The organism is Dongia sp. agr-C8 (assembly GCF_054658695.1).
In genome coordinates this window covers 123,059-149,034 of the sequence record NZ_BAAGHZ010000002.1, presented here as the reverse complement: position 1 = coordinate 149,034, position 25,976 = coordinate 123,059, and the positions used below count along the sequence as shown (strand labels likewise).

27 protein-coding genes are annotated in these 25,976 nt (G+C 64.8%); 21 read left to right on the top strand and 6 right to left on the bottom strand.

All coding sequences use genetic code 11. From position 1 onward, the window contains the following. Positions 1-66 precede the first annotated feature (66 nt). The 5 genes from ACYQ4T_RS08085 (at position 67) to ACYQ4T_RS08065 (ending at position 5,290) form a co-directional block, all read left to right on the top strand. On the top strand, positions 67-1,752 hold the full coding sequence (locus tag ACYQ4T_RS08085; protein WP_459852357.1) for a tetratricopeptide repeat protein: 1,686 nt from the start codon (positions 67-69) through the stop codon (positions 1,750-1,752). A 20-nt stretch (positions 1,753-1,772) separates the two neighbouring features. Further along, complete coding sequence (locus tag ACYQ4T_RS08080; RefSeq protein ID WP_459852355.1) at positions 1,773-2,618, top strand: 4-(cytidine 5'-diphospho)-2-C-methyl-D-erythritol kinase; 846 nt, start codon at positions 1,773-1,775, stop codon at positions 2,616-2,618. Between the two features lie 71 nt (positions 2,619-2,689). Beyond that, positions 2,690-3,880: an aromatic ring-hydroxylating oxygenase subunit alpha gene (locus tag ACYQ4T_RS08075; protein WP_459852353.1), complete on the top strand. Its 1,191-nt coding sequence runs from the start codon at positions 2,690-2,692 to the stop codon at positions 3,878-3,880. Positions 3,881-3,957: 77 nt separating this feature from the next. After that, positions 3,958-4,917 carry a DMT family transporter gene (locus ACYQ4T_RS08070; RefSeq protein ID WP_459852351.1) on the top strand — a complete coding sequence of 320 codons (960 nt, stop codon included), beginning with the start codon at positions 3,958-3,960 and terminating at the stop codon, positions 4,915-4,917. Between the two features lie 19 nt (positions 4,918-4,936). Further along, positions 4,937-5,290 (top strand): hypothetical protein, encoded by a 354-nt coding sequence (locus ACYQ4T_RS08065; RefSeq protein ID WP_459852349.1) that lies wholly within the window; start codon positions 4,937-4,939, stop codon positions 5,288-5,290. A 4-nt stretch (positions 5,291-5,294) separates the two neighbouring features. Here the strand turns inward: ACYQ4T_RS08065 and ACYQ4T_RS08060 are convergent, their stop codons facing one another. Continuing rightward, positions 5,295-5,954, bottom strand: coding sequence for a CGNR zinc finger domain-containing protein (locus ACYQ4T_RS08060; protein ID WP_459852347.1), 660 nt, complete (start codon positions 5,952-5,954; stop codon positions 5,295-5,297). Between the two features lie 207 nt (positions 5,955-6,161). Here ACYQ4T_RS08060 and ACYQ4T_RS08055 point away from each other — a divergent pair, with 207 nt between their 5' ends. Then, a complete protein-coding gene (locus ACYQ4T_RS08055; RefSeq protein WP_459852345.1) occupies positions 6,162-7,280 on the top strand; it encodes an ABC transporter substrate-binding protein in 1,119 nt (372 codons plus the stop codon). Positions 7,281-7,399: 119 nt separating this feature from the next. Beyond that, positions 7,400-8,044: a glutathione S-transferase family protein gene (locus ACYQ4T_RS08050; protein ID WP_459852343.1), complete on the top strand. Its 645-nt coding sequence runs from the start codon at positions 7,400-7,402 to the stop codon at positions 8,042-8,044. 4 nt (positions 8,045-8,048) lie between these two features. Here the strand turns inward: ACYQ4T_RS08050 and ACYQ4T_RS08045 are convergent, their stop codons facing one another. Both ACYQ4T_RS08045 and ACYQ4T_RS08040 read right to left on the bottom strand, forming a co-directional pair. Beyond that, positions 8,049-10,007 carry an oxidoreductase gene (locus ACYQ4T_RS08045; protein WP_459852341.1) on the bottom strand — a complete coding sequence of 653 codons (1,959 nt, stop codon included), beginning with the start codon at positions 10,005-10,007 and terminating at the stop codon, positions 8,049-8,051. A 67-nt stretch (positions 10,008-10,074) separates the two neighbouring features. Further along, a complete protein-coding gene (locus tag ACYQ4T_RS08040) occupies positions 10,075-10,638 on the bottom strand; it encodes an NAD(P)H oxidoreductase (protein ID WP_459852339.1) in 564 nt (187 codons plus the stop codon). Positions 10,639-10,751: 113 nt separating this feature from the next. Here ACYQ4T_RS08040 and ACYQ4T_RS08035 point away from each other — a divergent pair, with 113 nt between their 5' ends. From ACYQ4T_RS08035 to ACYQ4T_RS08025, 3 genes are all read left to right on the top strand, one after another. Beyond that, a complete protein-coding gene (locus ACYQ4T_RS08035) occupies positions 10,752-12,341 on the top strand; it encodes an anti-phage dCTP deaminase (RefSeq protein WP_459852336.1) in 1,590 nt (529 codons plus the stop codon). Between the two features lie 307 nt (positions 12,342-12,648). Further along, complete coding sequence (purB, locus tag ACYQ4T_RS08030; RefSeq protein WP_459852333.1) at positions 12,649-13,944, top strand: adenylosuccinate lyase; 1,296 nt, start codon at positions 12,649-12,651, stop codon at positions 13,942-13,944. Continuing rightward, a complete protein-coding gene (locus ACYQ4T_RS08025) occupies positions 13,907-14,749 on the top strand; it encodes a GNAT family N-acetyltransferase (protein WP_459852331.1) in 843 nt (280 codons plus the stop codon). The genes purB and ACYQ4T_RS08025 overlap by 38 nt, the downstream gene beginning before the upstream one ends. Here the strand turns inward: ACYQ4T_RS08025 and ACYQ4T_RS08020 are convergent. Then, on the bottom strand, positions 14,746-15,069 hold the full coding sequence (locus ACYQ4T_RS08020; protein WP_459852329.1) for a DUF1476 domain-containing protein: 324 nt from the start codon (positions 15,067-15,069) through the stop codon (positions 14,746-14,748). The two genes, ACYQ4T_RS08025 and ACYQ4T_RS08020, sit on opposite strands and share 4 nt — an antisense overlap. A 161-nt stretch (positions 15,070-15,230) precedes the next feature. Between ACYQ4T_RS08020 and ACYQ4T_RS08015 the strand changes: the two genes are divergently transcribed. From ACYQ4T_RS08015 to grxD, 11 genes are all read left to right on the top strand, one after another. Further along, positions 15,231-15,977: an NRDE family protein gene (locus ACYQ4T_RS08015; protein WP_459852327.1), complete on the top strand. Its 747-nt coding sequence runs from the start codon at positions 15,231-15,233 to the stop codon at positions 15,975-15,977. 82 nt (positions 15,978-16,059) lie between these two features. Then, entirely contained in the window at positions 16,060-16,962 is a 903-nt protein-coding gene (locus tag ACYQ4T_RS08010; protein WP_459852325.1) for a metal ABC transporter solute-binding protein, Zn/Mn family, read from the top strand. Positions 16,963-17,008: 46 nt separating this feature from the next. Further along, positions 17,009-17,296: a hypothetical protein gene (locus ACYQ4T_RS08005; protein ID WP_459852323.1), complete on the top strand. Its 288-nt coding sequence runs from the start codon at positions 17,009-17,011 to the stop codon at positions 17,294-17,296. Positions 17,297-17,301: 5 nt separating this feature from the next. Beyond that, positions 17,302-17,898 (top strand): DUF1007 family protein, encoded by a 597-nt coding sequence (locus ACYQ4T_RS08000; RefSeq protein ID WP_459852321.1) that lies wholly within the window; start codon positions 17,302-17,304, stop codon positions 17,896-17,898. After that, positions 17,889-18,851, top strand: coding sequence for a nickel/cobalt transporter (locus tag ACYQ4T_RS07995; protein ID WP_459852319.1), 963 nt, complete (start codon positions 17,889-17,891; stop codon positions 18,849-18,851). The genes ACYQ4T_RS08000 and ACYQ4T_RS07995 overlap by 10 nt, the downstream gene beginning before the upstream one ends. 149 nt (positions 18,852-19,000) lie before the next feature. Further along, positions 19,001-19,765, top strand: a complete 765-nt coding sequence (gene purC, locus ACYQ4T_RS07990; protein ID WP_459852316.1) for a phosphoribosylaminoimidazolesuccinocarboxamide synthase — start codon at positions 19,001-19,003, stop codon at positions 19,763-19,765. A 44-nt stretch (positions 19,766-19,809) separates the two neighbouring features. Continuing rightward, positions 19,810-20,052, top strand: a complete 243-nt coding sequence (gene purS, locus ACYQ4T_RS07985) for a phosphoribosylformylglycinamidine synthase subunit PurS (RefSeq protein ID WP_459852314.1) — start codon at positions 19,810-19,812, stop codon at positions 20,050-20,052. Positions 20,053-20,058: 6 nt separating this feature from the next. Next, positions 20,059-20,751 carry a phosphoribosylformylglycinamidine synthase subunit PurQ gene (gene purQ / locus ACYQ4T_RS07980; RefSeq protein WP_459852312.1) on the top strand — a complete coding sequence of 231 codons (693 nt, stop codon included), beginning with the start codon at positions 20,059-20,061 and terminating at the stop codon, positions 20,749-20,751. Continuing rightward, positions 20,748-22,976: a phosphoribosylformylglycinamidine synthase subunit PurL gene (gene purL / locus ACYQ4T_RS07975; protein WP_459852310.1), complete on the top strand. Its 2,229-nt coding sequence runs from the start codon at positions 20,748-20,750 to the stop codon at positions 22,974-22,976. The genes purQ and purL overlap by 4 nt, the downstream gene beginning before the upstream one ends. Positions 22,977-22,999: 23 nt before the next feature. After that, a complete protein-coding gene (locus ACYQ4T_RS07970; RefSeq protein ID WP_459852308.1) occupies positions 23,000-23,233 on the top strand; it encodes a BolA/IbaG family iron-sulfur metabolism protein in 234 nt (77 codons plus the stop codon). Positions 23,234-23,380: 147 nt separating this feature from the next. Continuing rightward, a complete protein-coding gene (gene grxD / locus ACYQ4T_RS07965) occupies positions 23,381-23,722 on the top strand; it encodes a Grx4 family monothiol glutaredoxin (RefSeq protein ID WP_459852306.1) in 342 nt (113 codons plus the stop codon). Positions 23,723-23,776: 54 nt separating this feature from the next. On the opposite strand, the gene ACYQ4T_RS07960 is transcribed toward grxD, so the two are convergent. Next, positions 23,777-24,958, bottom strand: coding sequence for a hypothetical protein (locus ACYQ4T_RS07960; RefSeq protein ID WP_459852304.1), 1,182 nt, complete (start codon positions 24,956-24,958; stop codon positions 23,777-23,779). 202 nt (positions 24,959-25,160) lie between these two features. After that, a complete protein-coding gene (locus tag ACYQ4T_RS07955) occupies positions 25,161-25,964 on the bottom strand; it encodes a DODA-type extradiol aromatic ring-opening family dioxygenase (RefSeq protein ID WP_459852301.1) in 804 nt (267 codons plus the stop codon). Between the last annotated feature and the right edge of the window lie 12 nt (positions 25,965-25,976).

Below are 25,976 nucleotides of genomic sequence, written 5' to 3'. Positions count from 1 at the left end.
ATATTGCCCGCGCTTCGTTTTTTCCGCCCATTGCGTCCGCTGATATTTGCACTGCTGCCGGCCGCCTTGGCCGCCTGTCAGGCCGGGCATCCGGCCGTCGCCGACAGCGGCGGACCGATCGATCAGAAGAACTGGTCGGCTGCCGGCCTCTATCTTGCCGGTCAGCATGCGGTCGATTCCGGGGACATGAAGACGGCGGCCGACCTGCTGCCGCTGGCGCTGCAATCGGACCCGAACAACGGCGCGCTGGCGCAGCAGGCATTGATCGCCTTGATCAGCGACGGCCGCTTCGATCCGGCGATCGCGCTGGCGAAGCAGACCAACGCGGTCGACCCGCAGGCGCCGCTGGCCTCGATCATGCTGGCAGTGGATGCGATCCAGCGCGACAAGCCGGCGGAAGCGCGCAAGCTGCTCGACGGCATGGGCGAGGATGCGGTCGGCCGCATCGCCCAGCCCTTGATCCTGGCTTGGCTTACGCTGGAAGAAGAGGGGCTCGACAAGGCGAAGGAGGCGATGAAGCCGGTCGCTTCGGTCGATGGCCTGAAGCCGCTGGTCGAATCCCATATCGCCATGATGGAGGTGATCGCCGGCAAGCCGGCTGATGCCGAGAAGCGCTTCGCCGCCTTGATCGCCGACGACCATGTGACCTCGCATGTGGTCGAGGTCTACCTCGACCTGCTGCACCGCCAGGGCAAGGACCAGGAGGCGCAGAAGGTCCTCACCAAGTTCCGCGGCATGTCGGACGAGATCACCGGTGCGATGTCGGACGTGCTGGAACAGAAGCTGAAGCAGCCGTCGCCGAAGCAGCCGCTGGTCGACACGCCGGCCAAGGGTGTTGCGGAAGTGCTGTTCGACATCGGCGGTCTGCTTCGCTCCGACAAGCTCAACGGCCAGTCGATCCTGTTCACGCGGCTGGCACTCTACCTCAACCCGAAGCTCGACATCGCCAAGCTCCTGATCGGCGGGCTGCTGCAGGACGGCAAGCACCTCGAATCCGCGATCGAGGCCTATCGCGCGATCCCGGCGGATTCGCCCTATCACTGGAGCGCGCAACTGGCGATCGCCGACTGCCTGCGCGATCTGGAGCGCACCGACGAGACCGAGAAGCAGCTCCAGGGACTGGTCACCGCCGAGCCGACACGCGCGGAGGCCGCCGTCGCACTGGGCGATCTCTATCGCAAGGAGAAGCGGTTCGGCGATGCCGCCGCCGCCTATTCGACCGCGATCGATCGCATCGGGCAGCCGCAGCAGAACGACTGGGCGGTGTTCTATTTTCGCGGCACCGCCTACGAGCGCAACAAGCAGTGGGACAAGGCCGAGCCGGATTTCCTGAAGGCCCTCGAGCTCTCGCCCGACCAGCCCTATGTGCTGAACTACCTTGCCTATACCTGGGTCGAGAAGCGCGAGCATCTCGACAAGGCGCTGCCGATGCTGGAGAAGGCGGTCGAGGCGCGGCCCGAGGAAGGCTTCATCGTGGACAGCCTGGGCTGGGCCTATTACCAGCTCGGCGACTACAAGAAGGCAGTCGGCTATCTCGAGCGCGCGGTCGAGCTGCAGCCCGACGACCCGGTGCTGAACGACCATCTCGGCGACGCCTACTGGCGCGTCGGGCGCAAGGCCGAGGCGCGATTCCAATGGAGCCGCGCCCTCAACTTCAAGCCGGAGCCGGACACGATCGGCCAGATCGAGACCAAGATCAAAGACGGCATGCCGGACGCCGAGCCCGGCAAATCCACGCAGCAGGACGGCTGACCCACACCCTTTCGTCGCCCATGCTCGCCCGCGCCAAGATCAATCTCTACCTGCACGTGCTCGGCCGTCGCGCCGATGGCTATCACCTGCTCGACAGCCTGGTCGTCTTCGCCGAGACCGGCGATGAGATCGTCGTCGCGCCGGGCGCCGAGCTCTCGCTGCAGATCGTCGGACCCTTCGCCGGCAAGCTCGCCGCCGATGCCGACAACCTGGTACTGCGGGCGGCGCGGGGCCTGCGCGATCTCGCCGGCGTCACTTCGGGCGCCGCAATCACCCTCACCAAGAACTTGCCGGTCGCCTCGGGCATCGGCGGCGGCTCGGCGGATGCCGCCGCCACACTTGAGGCCTTGATGGCGCTCTGGCAGGTGAAGCCCGATCGCGCGGCGCTGGAGCGTCTCTCGCTCAGCCTCGGCGCCGATGTGCCGGTCTGCCTCGCGGGGCGGCCGAGCTTCATGGGTGGAATCGGCGAGGAGATCGCGCCGGTCGGAAATCTTCCGGCGGCGCATCTGCTGCTGGTCAATCCCGGCGTCGCTACGCCGACGCCCGCGGTGTTCAAGGCGCGGCAGGGCGGCTTCTCGCCCGCGGGGCGCTGGGCCGCCCCGCCCGCCGACGCGGAGGGTCTGGCCGCAGCGCTCAAGGAGCGCGGCAACGATCTCACCGAGGCCGCGATCACCGTGACACCGCCGATCCGCGACGTGCTGGCCGCGATCGCCGGCACTCAAGACTGCCTGCTGGCGCGCCTCTCCGGCAGCGGTGCCACCTGTTTCGGCATTTATGCCGATGCGGCGCAGGCGGAGGCGGCACGCCGTGCCGTTCTGGCCGCCAATCCCGGCTGGTGGGCGGTCGCGGCGCCGGTCGCGCGCTGATTCAACCCGGCGGCGCTTGTCAGCCGCGCATCGCGCCCGTACCCTCGCTGCATCGTTTGACGGGGGAAGCTATGCCTGAAGTATCCACCGATCTGGAATCCGTACTGGCCAAGCTCAGGGCCTGCGCCGCACTGCCGCTGGAGCAGGCGACCGCCATGCCGCCGGAGCTCTATTCCAGCGCCGCGCTCTACGACCGCGAGCAGAAGGAGATCTTCGCCAAGGAATGGCTCTCGCCCGGCCGCGCCGCCGACATTCCCCATCCCGGCGACTACATCTCCTTCGCGATCAACGACCAGCCGGTCTTCAGCATACGCGGCGATGACGGTGAGATCCGCAGCTTCTCCAATGTCTGCCTGCACCGCATGATGCGCCTGGTCGATGGCAAGGGCCATTGCACCCGCATCGTCTGCCCGTATCACGCCTGGACCTATGACAATGCCGGGCACCTGCTCGCCGCGCCGCATATGAAGAAGTCGCCGGGCTTCAACCCGCGCGACCATCATCTGCCGGAGATTCGCACCGAGATCTGGGAAGGCTGGATCTACATCACGCTCAACGACCAGGCGCCCAGCGTCGCCGAGCTGCTGGCGCCGCTGCTGCCGGTGGTCGGGCGCTACCGGATGGCCGACTACGTGCATTGCCAGACCGAGGATTTCGTCTGGAACACCAACTGGAAGCTGCTGACCGAGAATTTCATGGAGGGCTATCACCTCCCGGTCGCGCATAAGAAGACCGTGGGCGCCTGGTTTCCGGCCGAGGAGACCGGCTTTCCGGACGAGCGCCACGACGCCTTCACCTACCAGACCTTCATCAAGGACCAGACCGCGAAATACGGGCTGGCGCATGCGAAGAACACGCGCCTCACCGACCGCTGGCGCTACACCTCGGTCATGCCGACGGTGTTCCCGACGCATATGTATGTGCTGGCGCCGGATCATCTCTGGTATCTCTCGCTGCGGCCGAAATCCCTCGGCGAGGTGCATCTGCGCTTCGGCTATGCGCTGGCGCCCGAGGTCTACGAAAGCCTCGAGGACAAGGACGCGTTCATCGCCGAGACCAACGCCTTCTTTGACCGCGTGAACGACGAGGACCGGATGGTCACCGAAGGCATCTACCAGGGCTCCCGCGCCCCGCTGGCCAAAGGCGGGCGGTTGAGCTGGCTCGAACGCGAGATCCACGACTTCATGCAGTACCTGCTGCGCAAGCTGGATACCGGCGAGACCGAGAGCCAATCGCGGCCGAAGCTGAGCGTCGCGCGGTAAGCCTCGAACCATTTTGACGGCGGCCCGGCGCTCTGCCAGATTGCGGCTCTGCGCGTCATCACCTTGGACTTGAAATCATGGGCCGTTGGGCCGGTACGGCGGGCCTGCTGCTGCTCGCGGTGCTCTGGGGCACGATGGTGCCCACCATCTCGCATCTTCTCCTGACCTGGGATCCGCTGTTTCTGGCGGCCGTCCGCTATCTCGGCGGCGGTCCGGCGCTGCTGCCGATCCTGCTGTTGATGGGCCGCAGCGGCTCCGCTGCGGCGCAGCCCGTCGGCCTCTGGAAGATCACCCTGCTGGGGACGGTCGGGATCGGCGGCTATGCCGGGCTCTATACGCTCGGCGTTGCGCATTCCAATGTCGTCACCGCGGCGATCCTGAGTGCCGCCAGCCCGGCGGTCGCAACCATCACCGACCGGGTGATTTTCGGTCGCCGTCTCGATCGCCGCATGCTGCCGGGCCTAGGACTCGCCATCATCGGCTGCGTGGTGGCGACGGTGGATTTCAGCGGTGCCGGCAGTCCCTTCGATCTGCGCGGCGGCGAGTTGCTGATGCTGGCGGCCTTCACCTGCTGGTCGTGGTACTCGACGGCGGCCCAGCGCTGGCTCGGTGGCTGGTCGCAGGTGCGCATCTCCTGCGTCACCATGACGGTCGGCGGCGTGGCGCTCACCCTCGTCTATCTGATCGTCGCCATGCTGGGCGGCGTGCCTTTCCCGCCACCGCCGCCGACGTCGGGCACGGACATCGCGGTCCTGCTCTGGCTGGTCCTCGCGCTGGTCTCGTTCGGCGTTCTGCTCTGGAATTTCGGGGTGCAGCGCAGCGGCGTGGTCACCGCCAGCCTCTATCTCAACTTGACCCCGATCGTCGCGATCCTGATCCTCAGCCTCGGCGGCACTCTGCCCAACCTGCAGCAGGTGATCGGCGGCGCCATGGTGATCGCCGGCATCCTCTGGGCCGAGCTTGCCACCATGCGCCCTGCCAACCAGGAGGGGGCATCGCCGCCGCCGGCCGGAATCGACGAGGCGCCGGGTTTGTAAAAGAGAGAAGGGGAGAGCGATGGGAAAGACGGTTCATTTCAAGCGCAGCGCCATGCAGTTCGAGAATTTCGGCGGCGACGGGCCGGGCAAGGGCAGCATCGCGCGCCTGATCGGCCCCGATCTCTCGAAGACCATGGGCGCCGGCATCGCCACCTTCGACGGGACCTCGATCGACTGGACCGTGCTCTACGACGAGATGATCGTGGTGATCGAAGGCACCTTCCGCCTCGGCACCCCGGAAGGCGAGATCACCGCCGCACCCGGCGACGTCATCTGGATCCCGGAGAACACGCCGATCTCCTACCGCGGCGAGAAGGCGGTGGTCTGCTACGCGCTCTATCCGGTCGATTGGCGCAAGCGCCACAACCTCTGACGCGCTAGGCCTTGTGCAGGTGGTAGAACCGCGCCGCACGGGCCTTGTTGCCGCAGGCGTCCTGGCGGCAGAAGCGGCGCCGCTGGTTCTTGGTGCGGTCGATGAAGACCCAGGTGCAGCGCTCGCAGACCCGGAGCTGTGACGGCTTCTCGCGCGCGAACATGTCATGGGCGGAGAGCGCCACCCGGGTCAGCACGGTGCCGAGCCCCGGCGCCGCCGCATCGGCGGTCCAGAGAAAGGCCTCGTCCTTCTGCGCGATCTCGGCCACCCCGACCGCCTCGGTGATCACGGCGCGGACCTTGGCGAAGTCCTTGGCCACGACGGGCTGGCCGCTGGAGATCGCCGCCACCGTCCGCTGCAGCGCTTCGCGGAAGACATGCATCGCCTCGACCTGCCGCGCCGCCGCGCCGGGCTTCGCCTTGGCCGCCTGGGCGACGCCGCGCGCCTCGCCGGCGCTGAGGATCTCCGCGAACAATGCCCAGTTGATCGCATCCTGATAGGTCGGGATGCGCTCGACCTCGCGGATCTTGCTATGGCCGCCGGCGGTGTTGGCGAAGTCGAGACAGGGCAATCCGCCCACCAGGTCGAGCGCGGTCCAGACATGGCCGGTCTCGATCGCCATTCCTGAATAGGCCGACAGCAGCCGCTCGTCCCGCTTCGTCACGTCGCGCTCATCCCTCGCGGCGCCATATTGACAGCGCCGCCTTCCTGGTTCCATATTCTAACGGTCTAAATGCCTTTTAACCGTTGAAACTCGATCCCTTGATTCCGCCGCCGGCATGGTCCCATGCCGCCCCGGCGGGCATCAAGGGATCGCTTTCACCCACCGCTGCGCTCGAACGTGGCGGGCGCACACCCATGGGAGGACATCATGATCAGGCAGTTTCTGGTCGCGACGGCGGTCGCGGCCATGGTCGGCGCCGGCACGGCCCAGGCCGAGGACATCCCCATCGCCGTTGCCGGCCCGATGACCGGGCAGCTGGCCGCCTTCGGAGAGCAGTTGCGCCGCGGTTCCGAGATGGCGGTGAAGGACATCAACGCCGCCGGCGGCGTGATGGGCAAGCAGCTGAAGCTCGTGGTCGGCGACGACCAGTGCGATCCGAAGCAGGCGGTGCAGGTCGCCAACGACATGGTGAGTGACGGAGTCGTTTTCGTCGCCGGCCATTTCTGCTCAGGCTCCTCGATCCCCGCTTCCGCGGTCTATGCCGAAGAGGGCATCCTCGAGATCACGCCGGCCTCGACCAATCCGGCTTTCACCGAGGATTCCCATGCCAAGGGGATCACGACTCTGTTCCGCACCTGCGGGCGCGACGACAAGCAGGGCTTGTTCGCCGGTCCCTGGCTCGCCAAGACCTATCCCGGCAAGAACGTGGCGGTGCTCGACGACCGCTCGGCCTATGGCCAGGGCCTGGCGAACGAGACCGCCAAGAATATGGAGGCGAACGGCCTGAAGCCGGCGATGCGGGAGAATTACACCGCCGGCGAGAAGGACTTCTCGGCGATGATCTCCAAGATGAAGGCGGCCAAGATCGACGTCGTCTACATCGGCGGCTATCATCCGGATTCCGCGCTGATGCTGCGCCAGGCCCGCGAGCAGGGGCTGAAGGCGCAGTTCATCTCGGCCGACGCCACCAACTCGCAGGAGTTCTGGTCGATCTCCGGCCCGGCGGGCGAGGGCATGCGTTTCTCCGATGCCTCCTCGGCGGTCAACCTCGATTCCGCCAAGGACGTGGTCGCGAAGTTCCGCGCCGAGGGCTACGAGCCCGAAGGCTACACCTTGAGCTCCTATGCCGCGATCCAGGCCTGGGCGGCGGCCGTCGCGAAGGCCGGCACGACCGATGCCGAGAAGGTTGCGGAGGCGCTGCGTGCCAGCACCATCCCGACCGTGATCGGCGACCTCGGCTGGGACGAGAAGGGCGACCTGAAGCAGATCCGCTACGCCTGGTTCCTCTGGCATGACGGCAAATACGCGCAGGAACCGCTGAACTGATCGCTTCGCTCTCTGGCGATCGCAAGGCCCGGGCGTCCCACCCGGGCCTTTTTTCTTGCGCCGGTCCATGCTGCACGCGAGCATGCCGCCCAAGAAGAAAGCATGAAGGAGAATTGCCGATGACGTTGCGGCTCTATTTCCACCCGCTGTCGTCCTTCTGCCACAAGGTGCTGACCGCGTTCTATGAGAACGAGACGCCGTTCGCGGGCGAGGTCGTCAACTTCATGGACGAGGCATCCTGGACGGCCTTCACCCGGCTCTGGCCGATCGGCCGCTTCCCGGTGCTGCGCGACGAGCAGCGCGGCAAGACCGTGCCGGAATCGACGGTGATCATCGAATATCTCGACCGCCACCGCCCCGGCCGCACCCGCTTCATCCCGGAAGACCGCGACCTCGCCGACGAGACGCGCTATTGGGACCGCTTCCTCGATCTCTATGTCCATGTGCCGATGCAGAAGATCGTGACCGACCGCCTCCGCCCGCCGGGCAGCAACGACCCATACGGCGTCGACCAGTCCAGGAACCTCATCGCCACCGCCTATGACATGCTCGAGCCGCATCTCGCCGGTCGGGAATGGATGAACGGCCGCGGCTTCAGCCTCGCCGATTGTGCCGCCGCAGGGCCGCTGCGATTTGCCGACATGCAGGTCCCGATCGGCGCGCGGAAGAATCTTGCCGCTTATCTAGAGCGGCTGAAGGCGCGGCCGTCCTACGCCCGCGTGTGGAAGGAAGCCGAGCCCTATCTGGCGATGGTGCCTAAATAGCGGCTTAGATCTCCGTCGCGACCTTCAGCCCCTCGAACACCGCTTCCTCGGCCGTGCGGGGCGTCAGGCAGTCGCCGATCATGTGGACCTCGCCGGCCCAGCCATCTAGCTCGTCGGCCAGCGCGTCGACGCGCTCGTGCCCCAGCGAGGCGACGACAGTGTTCACGTCGTCCAGCACGATCGGCTCGCCGTTGGTGGCGTGCTGCAGATAGACCGTCTCGCCGTCGATGCCGTAGAGGCGGACCAGCGGAATGATCTCGACATTGAGCTTCTGCAACTCGCCCCACCAGTTGTCGCGGACATATTGATGGATGCGCTGGCCCGGCATGTAGCCGTCGACGGCGAGGCGCACCCGGCAGCCGGCGCGCGCCAGCTTCTCGGCGATTCCCATGCCGATCCAGTCGCAACGCCAGTCGGCGACCACCACCGAGGTCCCGACGTTGACCTCGTTCTTGATCACCTGCCAGGCGTTGACCACATGGCCGGTCTCGACGCCCTCGATCTCGCCGGCACGAGGCCTGGCGCCGGTCGCGACGATCACCGCGTCGGGTTTCAGTTCATCGACCAGCGCGCGGGTGACCGTGGTCTTGGTCACGACCTTCGCGCCGCCCAGCTGCATCTCTCGGGTCAGGTTGGTGACGATGCCGCCGAACTCGGCACGGGTCGGCAGCAGCTGTGCGAGCAAGGCTTGCCCGCCCAGCCGCTCGGTTGCCTCATAGAGCGTGACATCGTGGCCGCGCTCGGCCGCCACCGCCGCCGCCTTCATGCCGCCCGGGCCGCCGCCGGCGATCAGGATCCGCTTCTTCTTCGCAATCGGCTTGCGCTTGCCGTAGACCAGCTCGCGCCCGGTCTCCGGATGCTGGATGCAGGAGATCGGGTAGCCCAAATGGAAATGCCCGATGCAGGCCTGGTTGCAGGCGATGCAGGCGCGCACGTCGTCGAGCCGGCCTTCCAGCGCCTTCTTCGGCATCTCGGGATCGCAGATCATCGCCCGGGTCATGCCGACCATGTCGGTCTGGCCCGAGGCCAGGATCTTCTCGGCGTCCTGCGGCTGGTTGATGCGGCCGGCGACGAAGATTGGCGTCTTCACCCGCGCCTTGGCGGCCGCGGCGAAAGGCGCCACATAGCCATGCTCGAAGGCCATCGGCGCGGCGATATGGATCGCCCCGCCGAAGCTCGCCGAATTGCCGACCACGATGTTGTAGAAGTCGAGCGTGCCTTCCAGCGCCACCATCGCTTCCAGCGCCTCGCCGTCCTGCAAGCCGGCATAATCCTTCTCGTCGCCGCTGATCCGCATGCCGACGATCAGCTCTTCGCCGCATGCCGCGCGGATCGCGGCGATGATCTCGCGGATGAAACGGAGCCGGTTCTCGGGACTGCCGCCGTATTCATCCTCGCGCAGGTTCACCCGCGGGTTCAAAAACTGCGCCGGCAGATAGCCGTGGCTCGCCACGATCTCGACACCGTCGAGGCCGGCTTTCTGCAGCCGCCGCGCCGCACTGCCATAGCCGTCGATGATCTCGCGGATGATGCGTCTGGTGAGCGGCCGCGGCATCACGTGGAAGCGCTCGTTGGGCACGGCGGAGGGGGCGTAGGCGACCGGCGCGGTACCGTCCTGGCTCTCCATCACCTCGCGGCCAGGGTGGAACAACTGGCCGAACACGGTGGTGCCGTTGGCGTGGCAGACATCGGCGATCTTCCTGTAGCCGGGGATGCAGTCGTCGCTGGTCGCCATCAGCACATGCGTGGTGTAGCGGGCGGAATCATGCACGCCCGCGACCTGCACGATAATGAGCCCGACCCCGCCCTCGGCCCGCGCCTGGTGATAGGCCACCAGCCGGTCGTTCGGCAGGGAATCCGTCGGCATGGTGGTGTCATGGCCGGTGGAAAGGATGCGGTTCTTGATGGTCTTGCCGCGGATGGTCAGCGGCGAAAACAGATGCTTCAAAGCGGTGCCGGACAATTGCCCCTCCCAAGGCGAATGCGGTGACTGTGCGACGAAAGGCGCGCGGAGAGCAAGGGCGGGGCGGTCAGAATTGCTTCCCGAGATCTTTCGCCGCGGCGAGGATCTGCTCAGGGTAAGGCGCGCCTTCGATTGCGCCGAACAGCAGCTCGAGCCGGCGCTCGGGAATGCCACAGTAATCCAGAATCCCGACCTCGAGCTGCGTCTGCATCGCTGCGTCGTAGCCGCGTTTCTGATAGGCGGCGAGCTCGCTGCCGGCGATGCCGATCATCCAGGCGCGGCGCTGCGGGAATTTCCGGGCGCCATAGGCCCAGCCGTTGTTCCAGACCCGGTCGATCCATCCTTTGAGGATCGCCGGCATCGACCACCACCAGACCGGAAAGACCATGACCGTGGCGTCGTTGCGCTCGACCCGCGCCATCTCGCGGCGGACTTCCTCCGAATAGACCTTGTCGGGATCGTTCCAGTCCGGCTCGTCGGCTTCGCGCAGCACCGGATCGAAGCCTTCCCGTTGCAGGTCGGCCCATTCGAGCTTGTGTCCGTTGGCAGAAGCGGCGGAGGCAAAGGCATCCGCCGCCTGGCCGGTCAGCGAATCCCGCCGCGGCGCGGCGAGCACCATCAGCACATTCATGTGGAACTCCAAGGAAATTGATCAAATTGCGGCCATCTTCTGCCTCGTTGGACAACGAAGGCAAGCTAGCTATAAAATTGATTATCTATCGTTCGTAGAGTTCGGGAGGCTCTATGGCTCAGTTAGCACAGCAAGCAACAACCTCGACTCGCCAAGGGCAGGGGGTTGCTACCTCAATCTCGGAGCGACTATCTCAGGAACTGGTGATCGCGCTTGTCGGGCCGGTCGGTTCGGGTGTCACTTCGGCTGCAAACTATGTTCGGGAGATACTAGTTCAAGACTTCGGCTACGACGTTGCGCCAACGATCAAGCCGAGTGAGATCATTCGCAAGGAGTGTCATCGCATTGGAATGGCTGTGCCGTCGAAGACGCCGCTGAGCCAATACATTACTGATATGCAGACTGCCGGAAATGAGCTGCGGAAAAAATTTGGTGCGGACTACCTAGCAGAAAAAGCAGTTGAGCAAATATTTCGCTACCGACACGACCGTGGAGCTTACGTCGAGCACGATGGAAAGCAAATTCAGATTCCCGGCCGACGTGCTTATGTGATCGATTCGATAAAGAACATGGAAGAACTCACCCTTCTCCGGCAAATCTACTCAGATTCAATGTGCCTGATCGGCGTGTTTGCTCCCGACAAGGTGCGCTTCCAAAGGCTCATTGATGAAGGTGTCGATGAGCCAGAGGTACAGAAGATACTTGATCGAGACCAGGGCGAGGTCATGACGTTCGGGCAAATGACTCGAAAGATCTTCGTCGAATCTGATCTGTTCATTTGCAACGACCAGAAGCTGGAAGAATTGAGGCGTAAGGTCACACGGTATATTCAGCTCTTGTTTGATTCGCAGATTCACACGCCAACGCGCGCCGAGTCAGCGATGTACGAAGCAAACTCAGTCGCCCCAAAATCCGCATGCATGTCTCGCCAAGTTGGCGCCGCGATCATATCGAATAGCGGTGAGCTTATCGCTGTTGGGTGGAATGATGTTCCCAGATTCGGCGGCGGGCTTTATGTCGAGGATGATCAAGCTGTATGGGATGTTGCGCTGAAGAGCGTGCAAGATAAGGATCATCGGTGCTTTAAGCATGGAAGAAAGATCTGCCACAACGAGACGAGAAGGACAAAGATACTCGACGATATAGCGACGAAGATCGCTTTGTCCGGCCTCCTAAAAAAGGGAGCCGACTACAAGGTCGTACGTGAGCTTCTGGCGGGAACGGCTATAGATTCGCTCACCGAATTCTCACGGTCAATCCACGCCGAGATGGAGGCAATTCTTTCCGTTGCTAGGGAGGGGCGGCACTCTCTCGTCGGGGCGACGCTTTTTACGACAACTTATCCCTGCCATAACTGTGCGCGCCACATTGTTGCAGCTGGGATTGCCAGGGTGATCTACATCGAGCCTTATAAGAAGAGTTTGGCGACGGTCCTTCATGATGACGCGGTTACGGAGGACGTGAACGACGCTACCCGTGTGGTCTTCAGTCAGTATGACGGAGTGGCTCCGAGTCGCTACCTGCAGGTGTTCAGGCCGACGCGACCGAGGAAAGAGAATGGGAGGCTTTCAATTACAAATGCAGCTGAACTCACTCCTATATTTCAAATTCCGCTAGATTCTCCAATGGATTATGAGTCAATAATTATTGCGAATTTGTCTGATAAGGAGGACAATCTAGTGCCGGCCGAATCTGGGCTGTAGGACGAGGGAGCATGCGATGGCAAAAGATGCAAAGACAAGCCAGCTCTCGCTCGAATTGAAGGGCAAGCCTCAAGACAGTCTCACTCAAAACGCTAGAAGCTCGGTTTATACGTTTACTGATGCCAAGACGGCCACAATCCGCAGGAATGCAATCAGGCACGTTGAAAGGGCCGGGATCTTTACACCGCCTAGGGCTTCCGACAAGAAGTGAGTTGGCTGAGTACATCTTTACTCGGCTCTCGATTTCTCAGCCCAGTGCCATCTTCTCTACTCTAACAATGCCGTCGCTGACGGTGCGAGCAAGCTGATGATTCCCCGCTACTCGCGCGCCGAAATGGCGCGCATCTGGGAGCCGGAGAACCGGTTCCGCATCTGGTTCGAAATCGAAGCCCATGCCTGCGATGCCCAGGCCGAATTGGGCGTCATCCCCAAGGAAGCCGCCAAGGCGGTTTGGGAGCGCGGCAAGTGGGAGATCGCGCGGATCGACGAGATCGAGCGCGAGACCAAGCACGACGTGATCGCGTTCCTCACCAACCTCGCCGAGTATGTCGGGCCCGAGGCGCGTTTCGTGCACCAGGGCATGACCTCGTCCGACGTGCTCGACACCTGCCTCGCCGTGCAGATGAAGCAGGCTGCCGAGCTGCTGCTGGCCGATCTCGATGCGCTGCTGGCGGCGCTCAAGCGCCGCGCGATCGAGCACAAGATGACGCCGACCATCGGTCGCAGCCACGGCATCCATGCCGAGCCGACCACTTTCGGCGTGAAGCTCGCCGGCCATTACGCCGCCTTCGACCGCGCCAGGCAGCGCCTGCTCGCGGCCAAGGACGAGATCGCGACCTGCGCCATCTCCGGCGCCATCGGCACCTTCGCCAACATCGATCCCAAGGTCGAGGCGCATGTGGCGAAGAAACTTGGCCTGCATGTCGAGCCGGTCTCGACACAGGTCATCCCGCGCGACCGCCACGCGATGTTCTTCGCGGTGCTGGGCGTGATCGCGAGCTCGATCGAGAATCTGTCGACCGAGATCCGCCACCTGCAGCGCTCCGAAGTGCGCGAGGCGGAGGAATACTTCTCGCCGGGCCAGAAGGGCTCCTCGGCGATGCCGCACAAGCGCAACCCGGTCTTGTCGGAGAACCTGACCGGCCTCGCGCGGGTCGTGCGCGCGGCGGTGACGCCGGCCTTGGAGAACGTCACCCTCTGGCATGAGCGCGACATCTCGCATTCCTCGGTCGAGCGCGTGTTCGCACCCGACGCCACGATCGCGCTCGATTTCGCGCTGGCGCGCCTCACCGGGATGATCGACAAGCTGATCGTCTATCCGGAGGCGATGCAGGCCAATCTCGACCGCTATTCCGGCCTGGTGCATTCCCAGCGCGTGCTGCTGGCGCTGACCCAGGCCGGGCTCTCGCGCGAGGATTCCTATCAGGCGGTGCAGCGCAACGCGATGAAGGTCTGGCTCGAGGGCAAGGACTTCCTGACCGAGCTGCTGGCCGACCCGGCGGTCTCCGCCAAGATCTCGAAGGCGGCGCTGACCGAATGCTTCGACCTCGGCTATCACTTCAAGCATGTCGACACCATCTTCCGCCGCGTCTTCGGCGATTGACGATCTCGTCGCCTGGTGCGCCGCGCATCCGATCCCGGATTCGGATGCCGAGCGCTTCCTCCGGCATCTGAGCAGCGGCCCGGCGGCGATCATCGACCGTCGTGACGCCGGCGTCGTCTGCGTCATTCTCGATCGCGCCCGCTCCGGCACCGGCTGCGCGCCGGTGGAGCTGGCCGGCCTCAGAGCCGCTGCACTGACCGATGCCTTGGCGGAAATGCTGGTCGCCGAGATCGCCGGGCGATCCCGCCGGCTCGGCCTCCAGGGCGTCGATCTGATGATCACCCCGGAATGGGCGCCGCATCGCCGCGGCATCGAGAATGCCGGCTTCGCCTATGCCTATGGCGATCTCGACATGCTCTGCGCCGCCGCGGACTGGGGCCAGGACATGGCATTGCCGGAAGGCCTGGGCTGGCGCGACTTGGAGGCGGGGCTGGTGGACGAATTCTTGCGGGTCTATCGCGCCGCCTTCGACGGCATGCCGGGAGTCTATTTCCCCGACGAAGCCGAGCAGCGCCGGGTGATCGCCGTGGGGCGCGGTGCCGTGCGGGTGCTCTGCCAGGGCGGCCGCATCCTGGCCGCGCTACGCTACGCGCCGGACGATGCCTTCCTGCATTCGATCGTGCGCGATCCGGCCGCGAAGGGCAGGGGCCTCGGCCGGCTGGTGCTGGACGAAGCGCGCCGCTGCCTGCCCGGCCGCGCGCTCAGCCTGAACGTGGTCAGCAGCAACCGCGTGGCGCTCGATCTCTACCAGCGCCACGGGTTTGCGATCACCGCCGATCGGGATGTGCTGACGAGAAGCTGTTAGACTTCCGACTTGATCTGGGCGACGGCGGCCGTCATCAGCTCGGTCATCTGCTTGCGCAGGCGATGCTCGGACATATCGACGCCGCGCTGCTTGAAGTCGGCGAGCAGCTTGTCGACCACGTCCTGGTCGCCCGGCTTCTCCATGTCCGCCTTGACCACGCTCTTGGCGAAGGCTTCGGCGTCGGCACCGTGGATGCCCAGCAGGTTGGCGGCCCAAAGCCCCAGCAATTTGTTCCGCCGGGCGGTCGCTTTGAACTCCAGCTCCTTGTCGTGCTTGAACTTGTTCTCGAACGACGATTCGCGTTCATCAAAGCTGCTCATTGGGGCGTCTCCTGGGGCGCTCTATTCATAAGTCCTTTCCGGTAAAATGGTTGGACGCTATCCCTCCGTCAAGTCTATAAGAATCGACTTTCGCGGGCGGCGCGGCGGCCTGAAGCCGCACCATATCCCGCTGATTTCCTGGGACATGCACGAGCCCCACCATGTGCAGCGTCATCGTTCTTTTTCGTCCCGGTCATGACTGGCCCATCCTTTGGGCCAGCAATCGCGACGAGATGCTCGACCGGCCCTGGTCCGCGCCGGGGCGACACTGGCCCGACCGGCCCGAGGTGATGGCCGGCCGCGACGAACTCGCGGGCGGCACCTGGCTCGGCTTGAACGATCTCGGCGTGGTCGCCGGCATCCTCAATCGCCGCGATACGCTGGGGCCGCAACCGGGCAAGCGCAGCCGGGGAGAACTGGTGCTCGACGCGCTCGACTTCGCCGATGCCGCCGATGCGGTCGCGATGCTGACCGAGCTCGACACCAACGCTTATCGCCCGTTCAACATGGTGGTTGCGGACAACACCCAGGCCTTCTGGCTACGCAATCTCGGTGAAGAGGTCGAGGCCTTTCCCCTGGCCGAGGGCGTCACCATGGTCACCGCTTCGGATGCCAACGATCCCACATCGAAGCGCATCCGCCATTTCCTGCCGCTCTGGCAGGCCGCCGAGGCGCCGGATCCCGATCACGACGACTGGACCGAATGGCAGGAACTGCTGACCTCGCGCGAGCACGCGCCGGACGGCAGCAGCTTCGATGCGATGAACATCATCTCCAATTCCGGCTTCGGCACGGCATCGTCTTCGCTGATCGCCTTGCCCGGCGTGCAATGGGCCGACCGCAAGCCGATCTGGCGTTTCACCGCCGGAAGGCCGGATCGAACTCCCTGGCAGCCGATCAAGCTTTGAGCCGCCGTTACACGAAACCCAGTTGCCCCCATCCGTCAACCTTGCTAGAAATGTTATAACATAACATATTGGAGCGGCGATCATGGCGCGGACTTTGGCGAAGGTGATGGTTTCGGCGGCATTCCTGATGGCGCTGGCCGGACCGGGGGTCGCGCAGGAGAAACCCAAGGTGGTCGCGACCTTCACCATCATCGGCGACCTGGTCCAGGCGGTGGGGGGCGACGCGGTCAGCGTCACCACTCTGGTCGGCCCGGACGGCGACGCGCATGTCTTCGAGCCCAAGCCTTCCGACGTCGCCGCCGTGGCCAAGGCCGATCTCATCGTCGCCAACGGCCTCGGCATGGAGCCCTGGCTGGATCGCCTGACCGAAGCCGCCGACTTCAAGGGCAAGACCGTGATCGCCAGTGCCGCGGTGACGCCCTTGCCCTTCAAGGAGGAGGCGGATTCCTCCGGCACGATGCCGGACGATCCGCATGCCTTCCAGGACCTCGGCAATGGCCGGCTCTATGTGAAGGCGATCGCCGCGGCGCTCGAGGCGCTGGCGCCCGGCGAAGCCGGCGCGATCGCTGCGCGCGCCGCAAAGCTCGATGCCGAGATGACAGCGCTGGATGCCGAGATCAAAGCCAAGCTCGCGGCCTTGCCGGCGCCCAACCGCCGGATCCTCACTTCGCACGACGCCTTCCATTACTTCGGCAAGGCCTATGGGCTCGACATCCTTTCGATCCAGGGTGCCAGCACCGAGACCGAGCCTTCCGCCGCCGATCTCGCCGCGATCGCGCGCCAGGCGAAGAGCGGGCATGTGAAAGCAATCTTTCTCGAGAACATGTCGAACCCGACCTTGGCCCAGACTATCAGCAGCGAATCCGGCGTCCCCGTGGGCGGCGAGCTGGTCGCGGATGCGCTGAGCCAGGAGGGCGGCCTCGCGCCGCATTACCTCGACATGTTCAAATACAATCTCGCGGAGTTGCTGAAGGTGCTGCGGTGAGCTAGGGTCCGCCCCGCGTGGAGGCGCGGTGAGTCGGAGATCCGCGATGTTGACCAGACGACAGCTTCTGAACACCACCCTTGCCGGCAGCGCCGCCTTCTTGGCCGGTGCTTCGGCGGCGCAAGCTTTCACCGAGCAGCCGATGCCGCCGGCGATGGAAGCGGAGTACCTGGCCGGCTGCGGCGGCAACAACGGCGGCCACGACCAGCTGATTCAGAAGGCGCGCGCGGTCCTCTTGGGCGAGATCGCCCAGGGCGTCAAGCCTGCCGGCGCGGAATCAGTCGTCGCCTGCCCGATCTGTGGCTGCCGCATGGTCGTCACGGCCGGCAACTGAGAGACGTGAGTCGTTTCGCCGGTCTGCTGCTGGCCCTTCTGACATTGCTGATGGCGCCAAGCGCCGCCTTCGCCCATCCGCATGTCTTCATCGACAACCGCGTCGTCTTCATGTTCGCCGGGGACAAGATCATCGCGCTGACCGAATCCTGGACCTTCGACGAAATCTTCTCGGACCAGCTCCTGCAGGGCTTCGACGCCAACGGCGACGGCAATTTCGACGCCGCCGAAAGCAAGGCGCTGGCGGAAGGCACGCTGCCCAACCTCAAGAAATTCCGATACTTCAACTACATCTGGGTGGACGGCAAGGATATCGGCGCGATCGATCCCGTCGATTTCACCGCGACCGCGGGCAAGAACCGCAAGGTCACCTTCGTCTTCTCGGTGAAGCTGCCGCATCCGGTGGACCCCAGGACCCAGAAGCTGAAGGTCGAAATCAACGACCGCGAATACTACGTCGAGGTCGATCTCGCCGAGGAGCAACCGATCCTGTTCCACGGCAATGCGGGCGTCACTTGCGAACCTAGGATCCGCGACGACCACGAGAACGCCTATTACGGCGGCTTCGTCACCCCCCAGGAGATCACGCTCTCATGTCACTGATCCTGCGCGCTCTCCTCGTTGCGCTCGCGCTGCTCTGCGGCGCCCATCTTGCGCAGGCGGATACGGCTTCGCCCTTCGGCGTCGGCGCGCCGAGCGCTGAATCCGCGACCAGCGATGCGCCGCAAGGAAAGCCCTCCATCCTGCGCCGGATCGGCGCCTCTGTGGTCATACTGCAATCCCGCGTCAACCGCGCGATCAATGCCCAGCTCATGGCGATCAAGTCCGGTGAAAACCCCTGGGCGCTCTGGGGCGGCTTGTTGATCGGCTTCCTCTATGGCGTGTTCCATGCGCTGGGGCCGGGTCACGGCAAGTCGGTGATCATCGGCTATTTCCTCGGCCGCGAGGCGCATCCCCTGCGCGGCATCGCCATGGCGAGCTGGATCTCGTTGAGCCATGTGGTCGGCGCCATCGTCATCGTGACCGTCGTCCACTTCATCCTCAGCGAGAGCCTCGCCTCCCCGGTCGACGAGGTCGATGGCCTCAGGGTCTTCAGCTACGCCGCGATCCTGCTGATCGGCCTCGGCATGCTGTGGCAGGCGTTGCGCGGCACCGGCCACGCCCATGCGCACGCCCATGACCATGGCCATCACCACCACGGCGAACACTGCGCCCATATCCCCGGCGCCCGGCCAGGGGCGCGAAAGGAGCAGGGGCTGCTGGGCTTCGCCGCCGGCTTCATCCCCTGTTCCGGCGCGATTCTGATCCTGGTCTTCGCGCTGACCAACGGCATCGTCTTTGCCGGCATCGCCATGACCCTGGCGATCGCGGTCGGCATGGCGATCACGCTTTCGGTCATGGGGGTGGCGAGCATCCTGGTCCGCCGCCAGGTCGTGCTCCGCCTCCCGGAAAGCGCCGTCGCCAGCCGGGCCTTCAGTCTCGCCGGGCCGATTCTCGTCACTGCAATCGGCGCAGTGCTCCTATGCGGTGCGCTGCTTCTGCCGGCTGCCGCATAACAGACTGAAATATCAATCGGAATCCGGACGCTGCGGGGTTGTGCGCTGCGGCCGCCCGTCATTGTTTCCGCGGGGCACACCTGCTAGAAGGGGGCCGAAACCGCGACTCCCGCCGCACCCGCCGGGCCGACCGGTTTGTGGAGAATCGGATGTCGCGCCGTCGTCGCATTTATGAGGGCAAGGCCAAGGTCCTGTTCGAAGGGCCGGAGCCGGGGACCCTCGTCCAGTATTTCAAGGACGACGCCACCGCCTTCAACAACCAGAAGAAGGGCACGATCACCGGCAAGGGCGTGCTCAACAACCGCATCTCCGAATACCTTATGACCAAGCTCGGCGAGATCGGCGTGCCGACCCATTTCGTGCGCCGCCTCAACATGCGCGAGCAGCTGGTGCGCGAGGTCGAGATCATCCCGCTCGAGGTGGTGATCCGCAACGTGGTCGCCGGCTCGCTGTCGAAACGCTTCGGCATGCCGGAAGGAACCCAGCTCCCGCGCTCGATCGTCGAGTATTACTACAAATCCGACGAGCTCAACGATCCGATGGTTTCCGAAGAGCACATCACCGCCTTCGGCTGGGCGACGCCCCAGGACATCGACGAGATCCTGGCGATGTCGCTCCGGATCAACGATTTCCTGCTCGGTCTCTTCCTCGGCGTCGGCCTGCGTCTCGTGGACTTCAAGCTCGAGTTCGGCCGGCTCTATGAGAACGAGGAGATGCGCCTGGTCCTCGCCGACGAGATCAGCCCGGACAATTGCCGGCTCTGGGATGTTCGTACGGGTGAAAAGCTCGACAAGGATCGTTTCCGCCGCGACCTCGGCAATGTCGAAGAGGCCTATCAGGAAGTCGCGCGCCGCCTGGGGATTCTGCCCGAAGGCGGCCCGCGCGACATGAAGGGCCCCTCGACCATGCAATGAGGGGCGATGCAGTGATTGTCCACCCGCTCAGCTGACGGAGTGTCATGAAAGCCCGCGTCCACGTTACCCTCAAGAACGGCGTCCTCGATCCCCAGGGACGCGCCATCGCCAACGCCCTCCACTCGCTCGGCTTCGACAAAGTCGGCGACGTCCGCCAGGGCAAGTTCATCGAGATCGACCTCAAGGAGACCGACAAGGCCAAGGCCAAGTCGGAAGTCGATCAGATGTGCGCCAAGCTGCTGGCGAACACGGTGATCGAGAACTACTCGGTGGACCTGGTGGAGTAGGGCGCCATGAAATCCGCCATCATCGTCTTCCCCGGCTCCAACCGCGAGAAGGATGCCGAAGCGGCACTGACCGAGATCAGCGGCACGCCGCCGGTCCTGGTCTGGCACCGCGACACCGAGCTCCCCAAAGTGGATCTGGTTCTGGTCCCCGGTGGCTTCTCCTACGGCGACTATCTCCGCTGCGGCGCCATCGCCGCGCATTCGCCGATCCTGCGCGAGGTGAAGGCCCGGGCGGAGAAGGGCATGGCGGTCTTGGGCATCTGCAACGGCTTCCAGATCATCTGCGAGGCCGGCCTGCTGCCCGGCGTGCTGATGCCGAACGCCGGCCTCAAGTTCGTCTGCCGCAACGTGAACCTGCGGGTCGAGACCTCGCAGTCGCTGTTCACCTCGCGCTATGAGAAGGGCCAGGTGCTCTCGGTGCCGGTGGCGCATCACGACGGCAACTATACCTGCGACGAGAAGACCCTCGACCAGATGGAAGCCCGCGACCAGATCGCCTTCCGCTACTGTGCGCCGGATGGGTCGCTCGATCCCGCGCACAACCCGAATGGCTCGGTGCGCTCCATTGCCGGTGTCTTCAACAGCGAGAAGAACGTGCTGGGCCTGATGCCGCATCCGGAGAACGCGATCCGCGAGATGCTGGGCTCGACCGATGGCCGCGGCATCTTCAAGGCGATGGCGGAGGCTCTCGCGGCATGAGTGCGGCCACTTCGAAGATCACCCCGAACACCATCGCCGAGCACGGCCTCACCAAGGAAGAATACGACCTCATTCTCGAGATCATGGGCCGCGAGCCCTCGATGACCGAGCTCGGCATCTTCTCGGTGATGTGGTCGGAGCATTGCTCCTACAAGTCCTCGCGCGTGCATCTGAAGAAGCTGCCGACCAAGGCGCCCTGGGTGATCCAGGGCCCGGGCGAGAATGCCGGCGTCATCGACATCGGCGACGGCCAGGCCGCCGTCTTCAAGATGGAGAGCCACAACCATCCCTCGTTCATCGAGCCCTATCAGGGCGCGGCGACGGGTGTGGGCGGCATCATGCGCGACGTCTTCACCATGGGCGCGCGGCCGATTGCGAATCTGAATGCCTTGCGCTTCGGCGCGCCCGACGATCCGAAGACCAGGCATCTGGTCTCCGGCGTGGTCGCCGGCATCGGCGGCTATGGCAATTGCATGGGCGTGCCGACGGTCGGCGGCGAGGTCAACTTCCACCCGAGCTACAACGGCAACATCCTGGTCAACGCGATGACCGTGGGCTTGGCCGATGCGAACAACATCTTCTATTCGGCGGCGGCGGGCCTCGGCAATCCGGTGATCTATGTCGGCGCCAAGACCGGGCGCGACGGCATCCACGGCGCCACGATGGCGAGCGCGGAGTTCAACGAGGACAGCGAGGAGAAGCGCCCGACCGTCCAGGTCGGCGATCCCTTCACCGAGAAGCTGCTGCTGGAAGCCTGCCTCGAGCTGATGGCCACGGACGCGATCGTCGCGATCCAGGACATGGGCGCCGCGGGTCTGACATCATCTTCGGTCGAGATGTCCTCCAAGGGCGGCCTCGGCCTGGAGATCGATCTCGACAAGGTGCCGGTGCGCGAGACCGGCATGACCGCCTACGAGATCATGCTCTCGGAAAGCCAGGAGCGCATGCTCATGGTGCTGAAGCCCGAGGGCCGCGAGAAGGCCCGCGCGATCTTCGAGAAATGGGAATTGGATTTCGCCGAGATCGGCGTCCTTACCGATACCGGCCATCTGGTGCTGAAGAAGAACGGCAAGGTCGAGGCCGACATGCCGGTGGCGCCGCTGGTCGATAAGGCGCCGGTCTATCAGCGCCCCTGGGTTCCGACCCCGGCGCAGCCGGTGATCGTCGCCAACCAGGTGCCGGCGCCGCAGGACCTGATGGCGGTCTTGAAGCAGTTGGTGTCCTGCCCCGACCTCGCCTCCAGGCGCTGGGTCTGGGAGCAATACGACCACCTGGTCATGGGCCATACCGTGCAGCGCCCGGGCGGCGATTCCGCCGTGGTGCTGATCCCGCAGGGCAAGGACGGCAAGGTCGGCAAGAAGGCGCTTGCCATGAGCTCGGATTGCACGCCGCGCTATTGTCAGGCCGACCCTAAGACCGGCGGCGCGCAGGCGGTGGCCGAGAGTTGGCGCAACCTGACCGCGGTCGGCGCCAAGCCGCTCGCGGTCACCGACAACATGAACTTCGGCAACCCGCAGCGCCCGGAGATCATGGGCCAGTTTGCCCTCGCCATCGAAGGCATGGCGGAGGCCTGTATCGCCCTCGACTACCCGGTCGTCTCCGGCAACGTCTCGCTCTACAACGAGACCAACGGCAAGGGCATTCTGCCCACGCCGACCATCGGCGGCGTCGGCGTCATCGCCGATGTCACCAAGTCGCCGAAGATAGCGTTCAAGCAGGCCGGGGATTCCATCTATCTGATCGGCGAGACCGCCGGCTGGCTCGGCTGCTCGATCTTCCTGCGCGAGATCCACGGCCGGGAGGAGGGGGCACCCCCGCCGGTCGACCTCGTCGCCGAGCGCCGCAACGGCGATTTCGTGCGCAACCTGATCGAGCGCGGCATGGTCACCGCCTGCCACGACGTCTCCGACGGCGGCACGCTGGTCGCGATCGCCGAGATGGCGATGGCCTCGGGCATCGGCTGCGATCTCCTGGCGCGGCCGAAGGAGAGCCCGGACCACGCCTTCTGGTTCGGCGAGGACCAGGGCCGCTATGTCCTCACTGTCCGTCAGGCTGATGTCCAGGTGCTGGAGCTGCAGGCCAAGGAGATGGGCATCGCCTTCCGCTATCTCGGCAAGACTGCGGGCGCCGATTTGACTCTGACCGGGGCCGGGGCCATATCTGTCTCCGAGCTGAAATCGGCCCATGAAGGCTTCTTCCCGGAGCTCATGGGCGCTTCTAAGTAACTGATAGGACAGGGGTTATCGCCATGGCGATGGAAGCCAGCGAAATAGCGCGGCTGATCAAAGAGGCGATCCCCGACGCCGAGGTGGTGATCGAGGACCTGCGCGGGGACGGCGACCACTATGCCGCCCAGGTCACCTCGGCAACCTTCGTCGGCAAGAGCCGGGTGCAGCAGCACCAGATGGTCTACCAGGCCCTGAAAGGCCGCATGGGCGACCAATTGCATGCGCTGGCGCTGCAAACCAGCCCGCCGGCTTGATATAATAGGGCGGAGCAAGATGCCCGGATCAAGTCCGGGCATGACGGTTTAAGTGAGTCGTCATTGCCGGGCTTGACCCGGCAATCTCGGGCCGACGGGCGAGAGATGCCAAATCCGGGCATGACGAGATGGAAAGAGGAAAGAAAGATGAGTGACAACCCGGTCGTTGACCGCATCCAGAACGACATCACCTCGAACGACGTCGTGCTCTACATGAAGGGCACGCCGGTCTTCCCGCAATGCGGCTTCTCCGCGGCGGTGGTGCAGGTGCTGAGCCATATGGGCGTGAAGTTCAAGGGCATCGACATTCTGACCGACCCCTCGCTGCGCCAGGGCATCAAGGAATTCTCGCAGTGGCCGACCATCCCGCAGCTCTACGTGAAGGGTGAGTTCGTCGGCGGCTGCGACATCGTCCGCGAGATGTACCAGTCGGGCGAACTCCAGGAGATGCTGAAGACCAAGGGCGTCGCCTTCACCGAAGCGGCGTAAGCGCAACGTCCCGGATTACGAGATTGCCCGCTCCCGGTCTCGGGGGCGGGCTTTCTATTTGGGCTGCTCCTTCCAATCCACTTGCACCTTGATGAGCTCGGTGTCGTTGTAGCCCTCGAGCTGCACGAAGACATGGTCGGTGTAGCCGGCATAGCCGTAGCCCGTGATCTGGAAGGCGTATTTCTCGCCATAGGCCAGGCGCGCGCGCTTGCGCGCCTCGTCGCCGTACCTGGCCTCCATCATGAGGTAGTTCCCGAGCCCGAGGGCGAAGATCAACAGGCCGAAGATGAAACCGGTCCATGGCGGCGGAAATCGCGTCCGCCCCGCGGCCTTAGCGGCCTCGCGAATCGGCTTCGCCTGCAGCGCCTGATAGACCCAGAGCGCGACGCCGAACCAGGTGAAAATCATGATTACCGCCAGCGTGATCGCGACCGGCGCCGCGCGGAACTTCGCCAGCAGCAAGCCGAGCGGCGTCTGGATCGGTGCGGTCAGGACTTCGCTGACCGAGAGCGCGATCACGATCGCCGACAGCAGCCCGATGATGCGCGCAACGGTCAGGCTGCCCTGCGTCAGCAGAAAGCCGCAAGCCAGCAAGGCCAAAGTTCCGCTGATCGTGCGCAGCCCGCCATGCCGCGTCAGTATCGCGTAGTCGAGGTTGAGCATGGCGATGAGGGCGACCATCAGCCCGACCTGGCGCAGGGCGGCGCGCGCCTCGTTCCCGACCCAGTTGAACCTCAGGCCCTGCCGCAAACTGTAGGCGAAGCTGAGCGCGGCGATCGAGACCGCCGGCGCGAAGACGACCACGACCGCGCCGAGCAGATAGCGCGAAACCACGCCGATCGCGCTCTCGAGCTTGCAAGCCATAATCCAACCGGCACCGAACAGGTGGTAGACCGCGATCATCGCTGCAAAGGCGATGACGCCGACAATCGTGGCGACCTGGTCGACTGAGCTGATCGCGGGCGGCGGCGGGGAATTCTCGCGCGCCGGCTCGCGCAGGCGCGGCCGCGTCAGGAAGATGAGGGCGGAGGCGATCGGCGCGGCGACCATGCAGAAGTTGACCAATTGCTTCGGGAGAATGAAGCAGCGGTACCCGCGGAGCAGGTCCCAGCCGAAGCTGTCCATGAAGACCGGGATCCCGGCGCCGAAGTCCAGCGCGGTCGCCACCAGCGCCACCAGGACGCCGACGGCAATCGGCAGGATCACCAGCTTCCGCGCCGCCTCGCGGCTTCCCATCGCCCAGGCTACGAAATCCGGGTCGTGAACACCGACCGCACGATCAGTCTGCTCTGGTCGAACCGTACCTTCGTCCACCCGCGATCCCTGCATCCGTGGCCGCGACTAAGCCCTGGATTGTAATAAAGCTACAACCCTTCACCAAAGGATGCAAACCGGGGAAGGTTGGGATCGCTACCGCGCGCGATTGAGCCGCCGCGGTCTACCGCCACTCATAGGCCGCCATCGACAGGCTGCCGAGATTGAAACTGTCGTGGAGCCGCTTGCCCTTGGCGGCGCCGCCGCCGTTTGAAGCGGCGCCGATCGCGACCATCAGGGGCAGGAAATGCTCCTCGCTCGGATGCGCGAGCGCTGCGTTCGGTCCCTGGTCGCGATACTGCGCCAGCGCCTGCGCATCGCCGGCGGTGATCTTCTGATCCACCCAGCGGTCGAACTCGGCGGCCCAGTCGATCGTGCCGCCGCGGCCCTCGCGGTCGAGCCAGCGCAGGTTATGCACGGCGCCACCGGAGCAGAAGATCAGCACGCCCTCCTTGCGCAAGGGCGCCAGTGCCGCGCCGAGCTTCAGATGCGCTTCGGCGTCGCCGCCGTCGATCAGCGAAAGCTGCACCACCGGTATGCCAGACTGCGGAAACACCAGCATCAGCGGATTCCAGCAGCCATGGTCGCGCCCCCGATTGGCATCGACTTCCGCCGCAATCCCCGCGTTGTTGAGCAGCGCCACCGCGCGCGCGGCCAAGTCCGGTGAGCCCGGTGCATCGAACTGCAGCTCATAGAGCGCCTTCGGGAAGCCGGCGAAATCATGGATCGTCTGCGGCGCAGCGGCGCCGGTCGCGCGCGCAACCGGGCTCTCCCAATGCGCGGAGATGCAGAGCACGGCTTTGGGACGCGGCAGCTTGGCGCCGAGGCCGAGCAGGAACTTGCGGGCCGGGATGTCCTCGAAGGGCAGCATCGGGCTGCCATGCGAGACGAAGACAACCGGCATTGGTGTGCTGTCTTGATTGCTCATGTCTGATTTCAC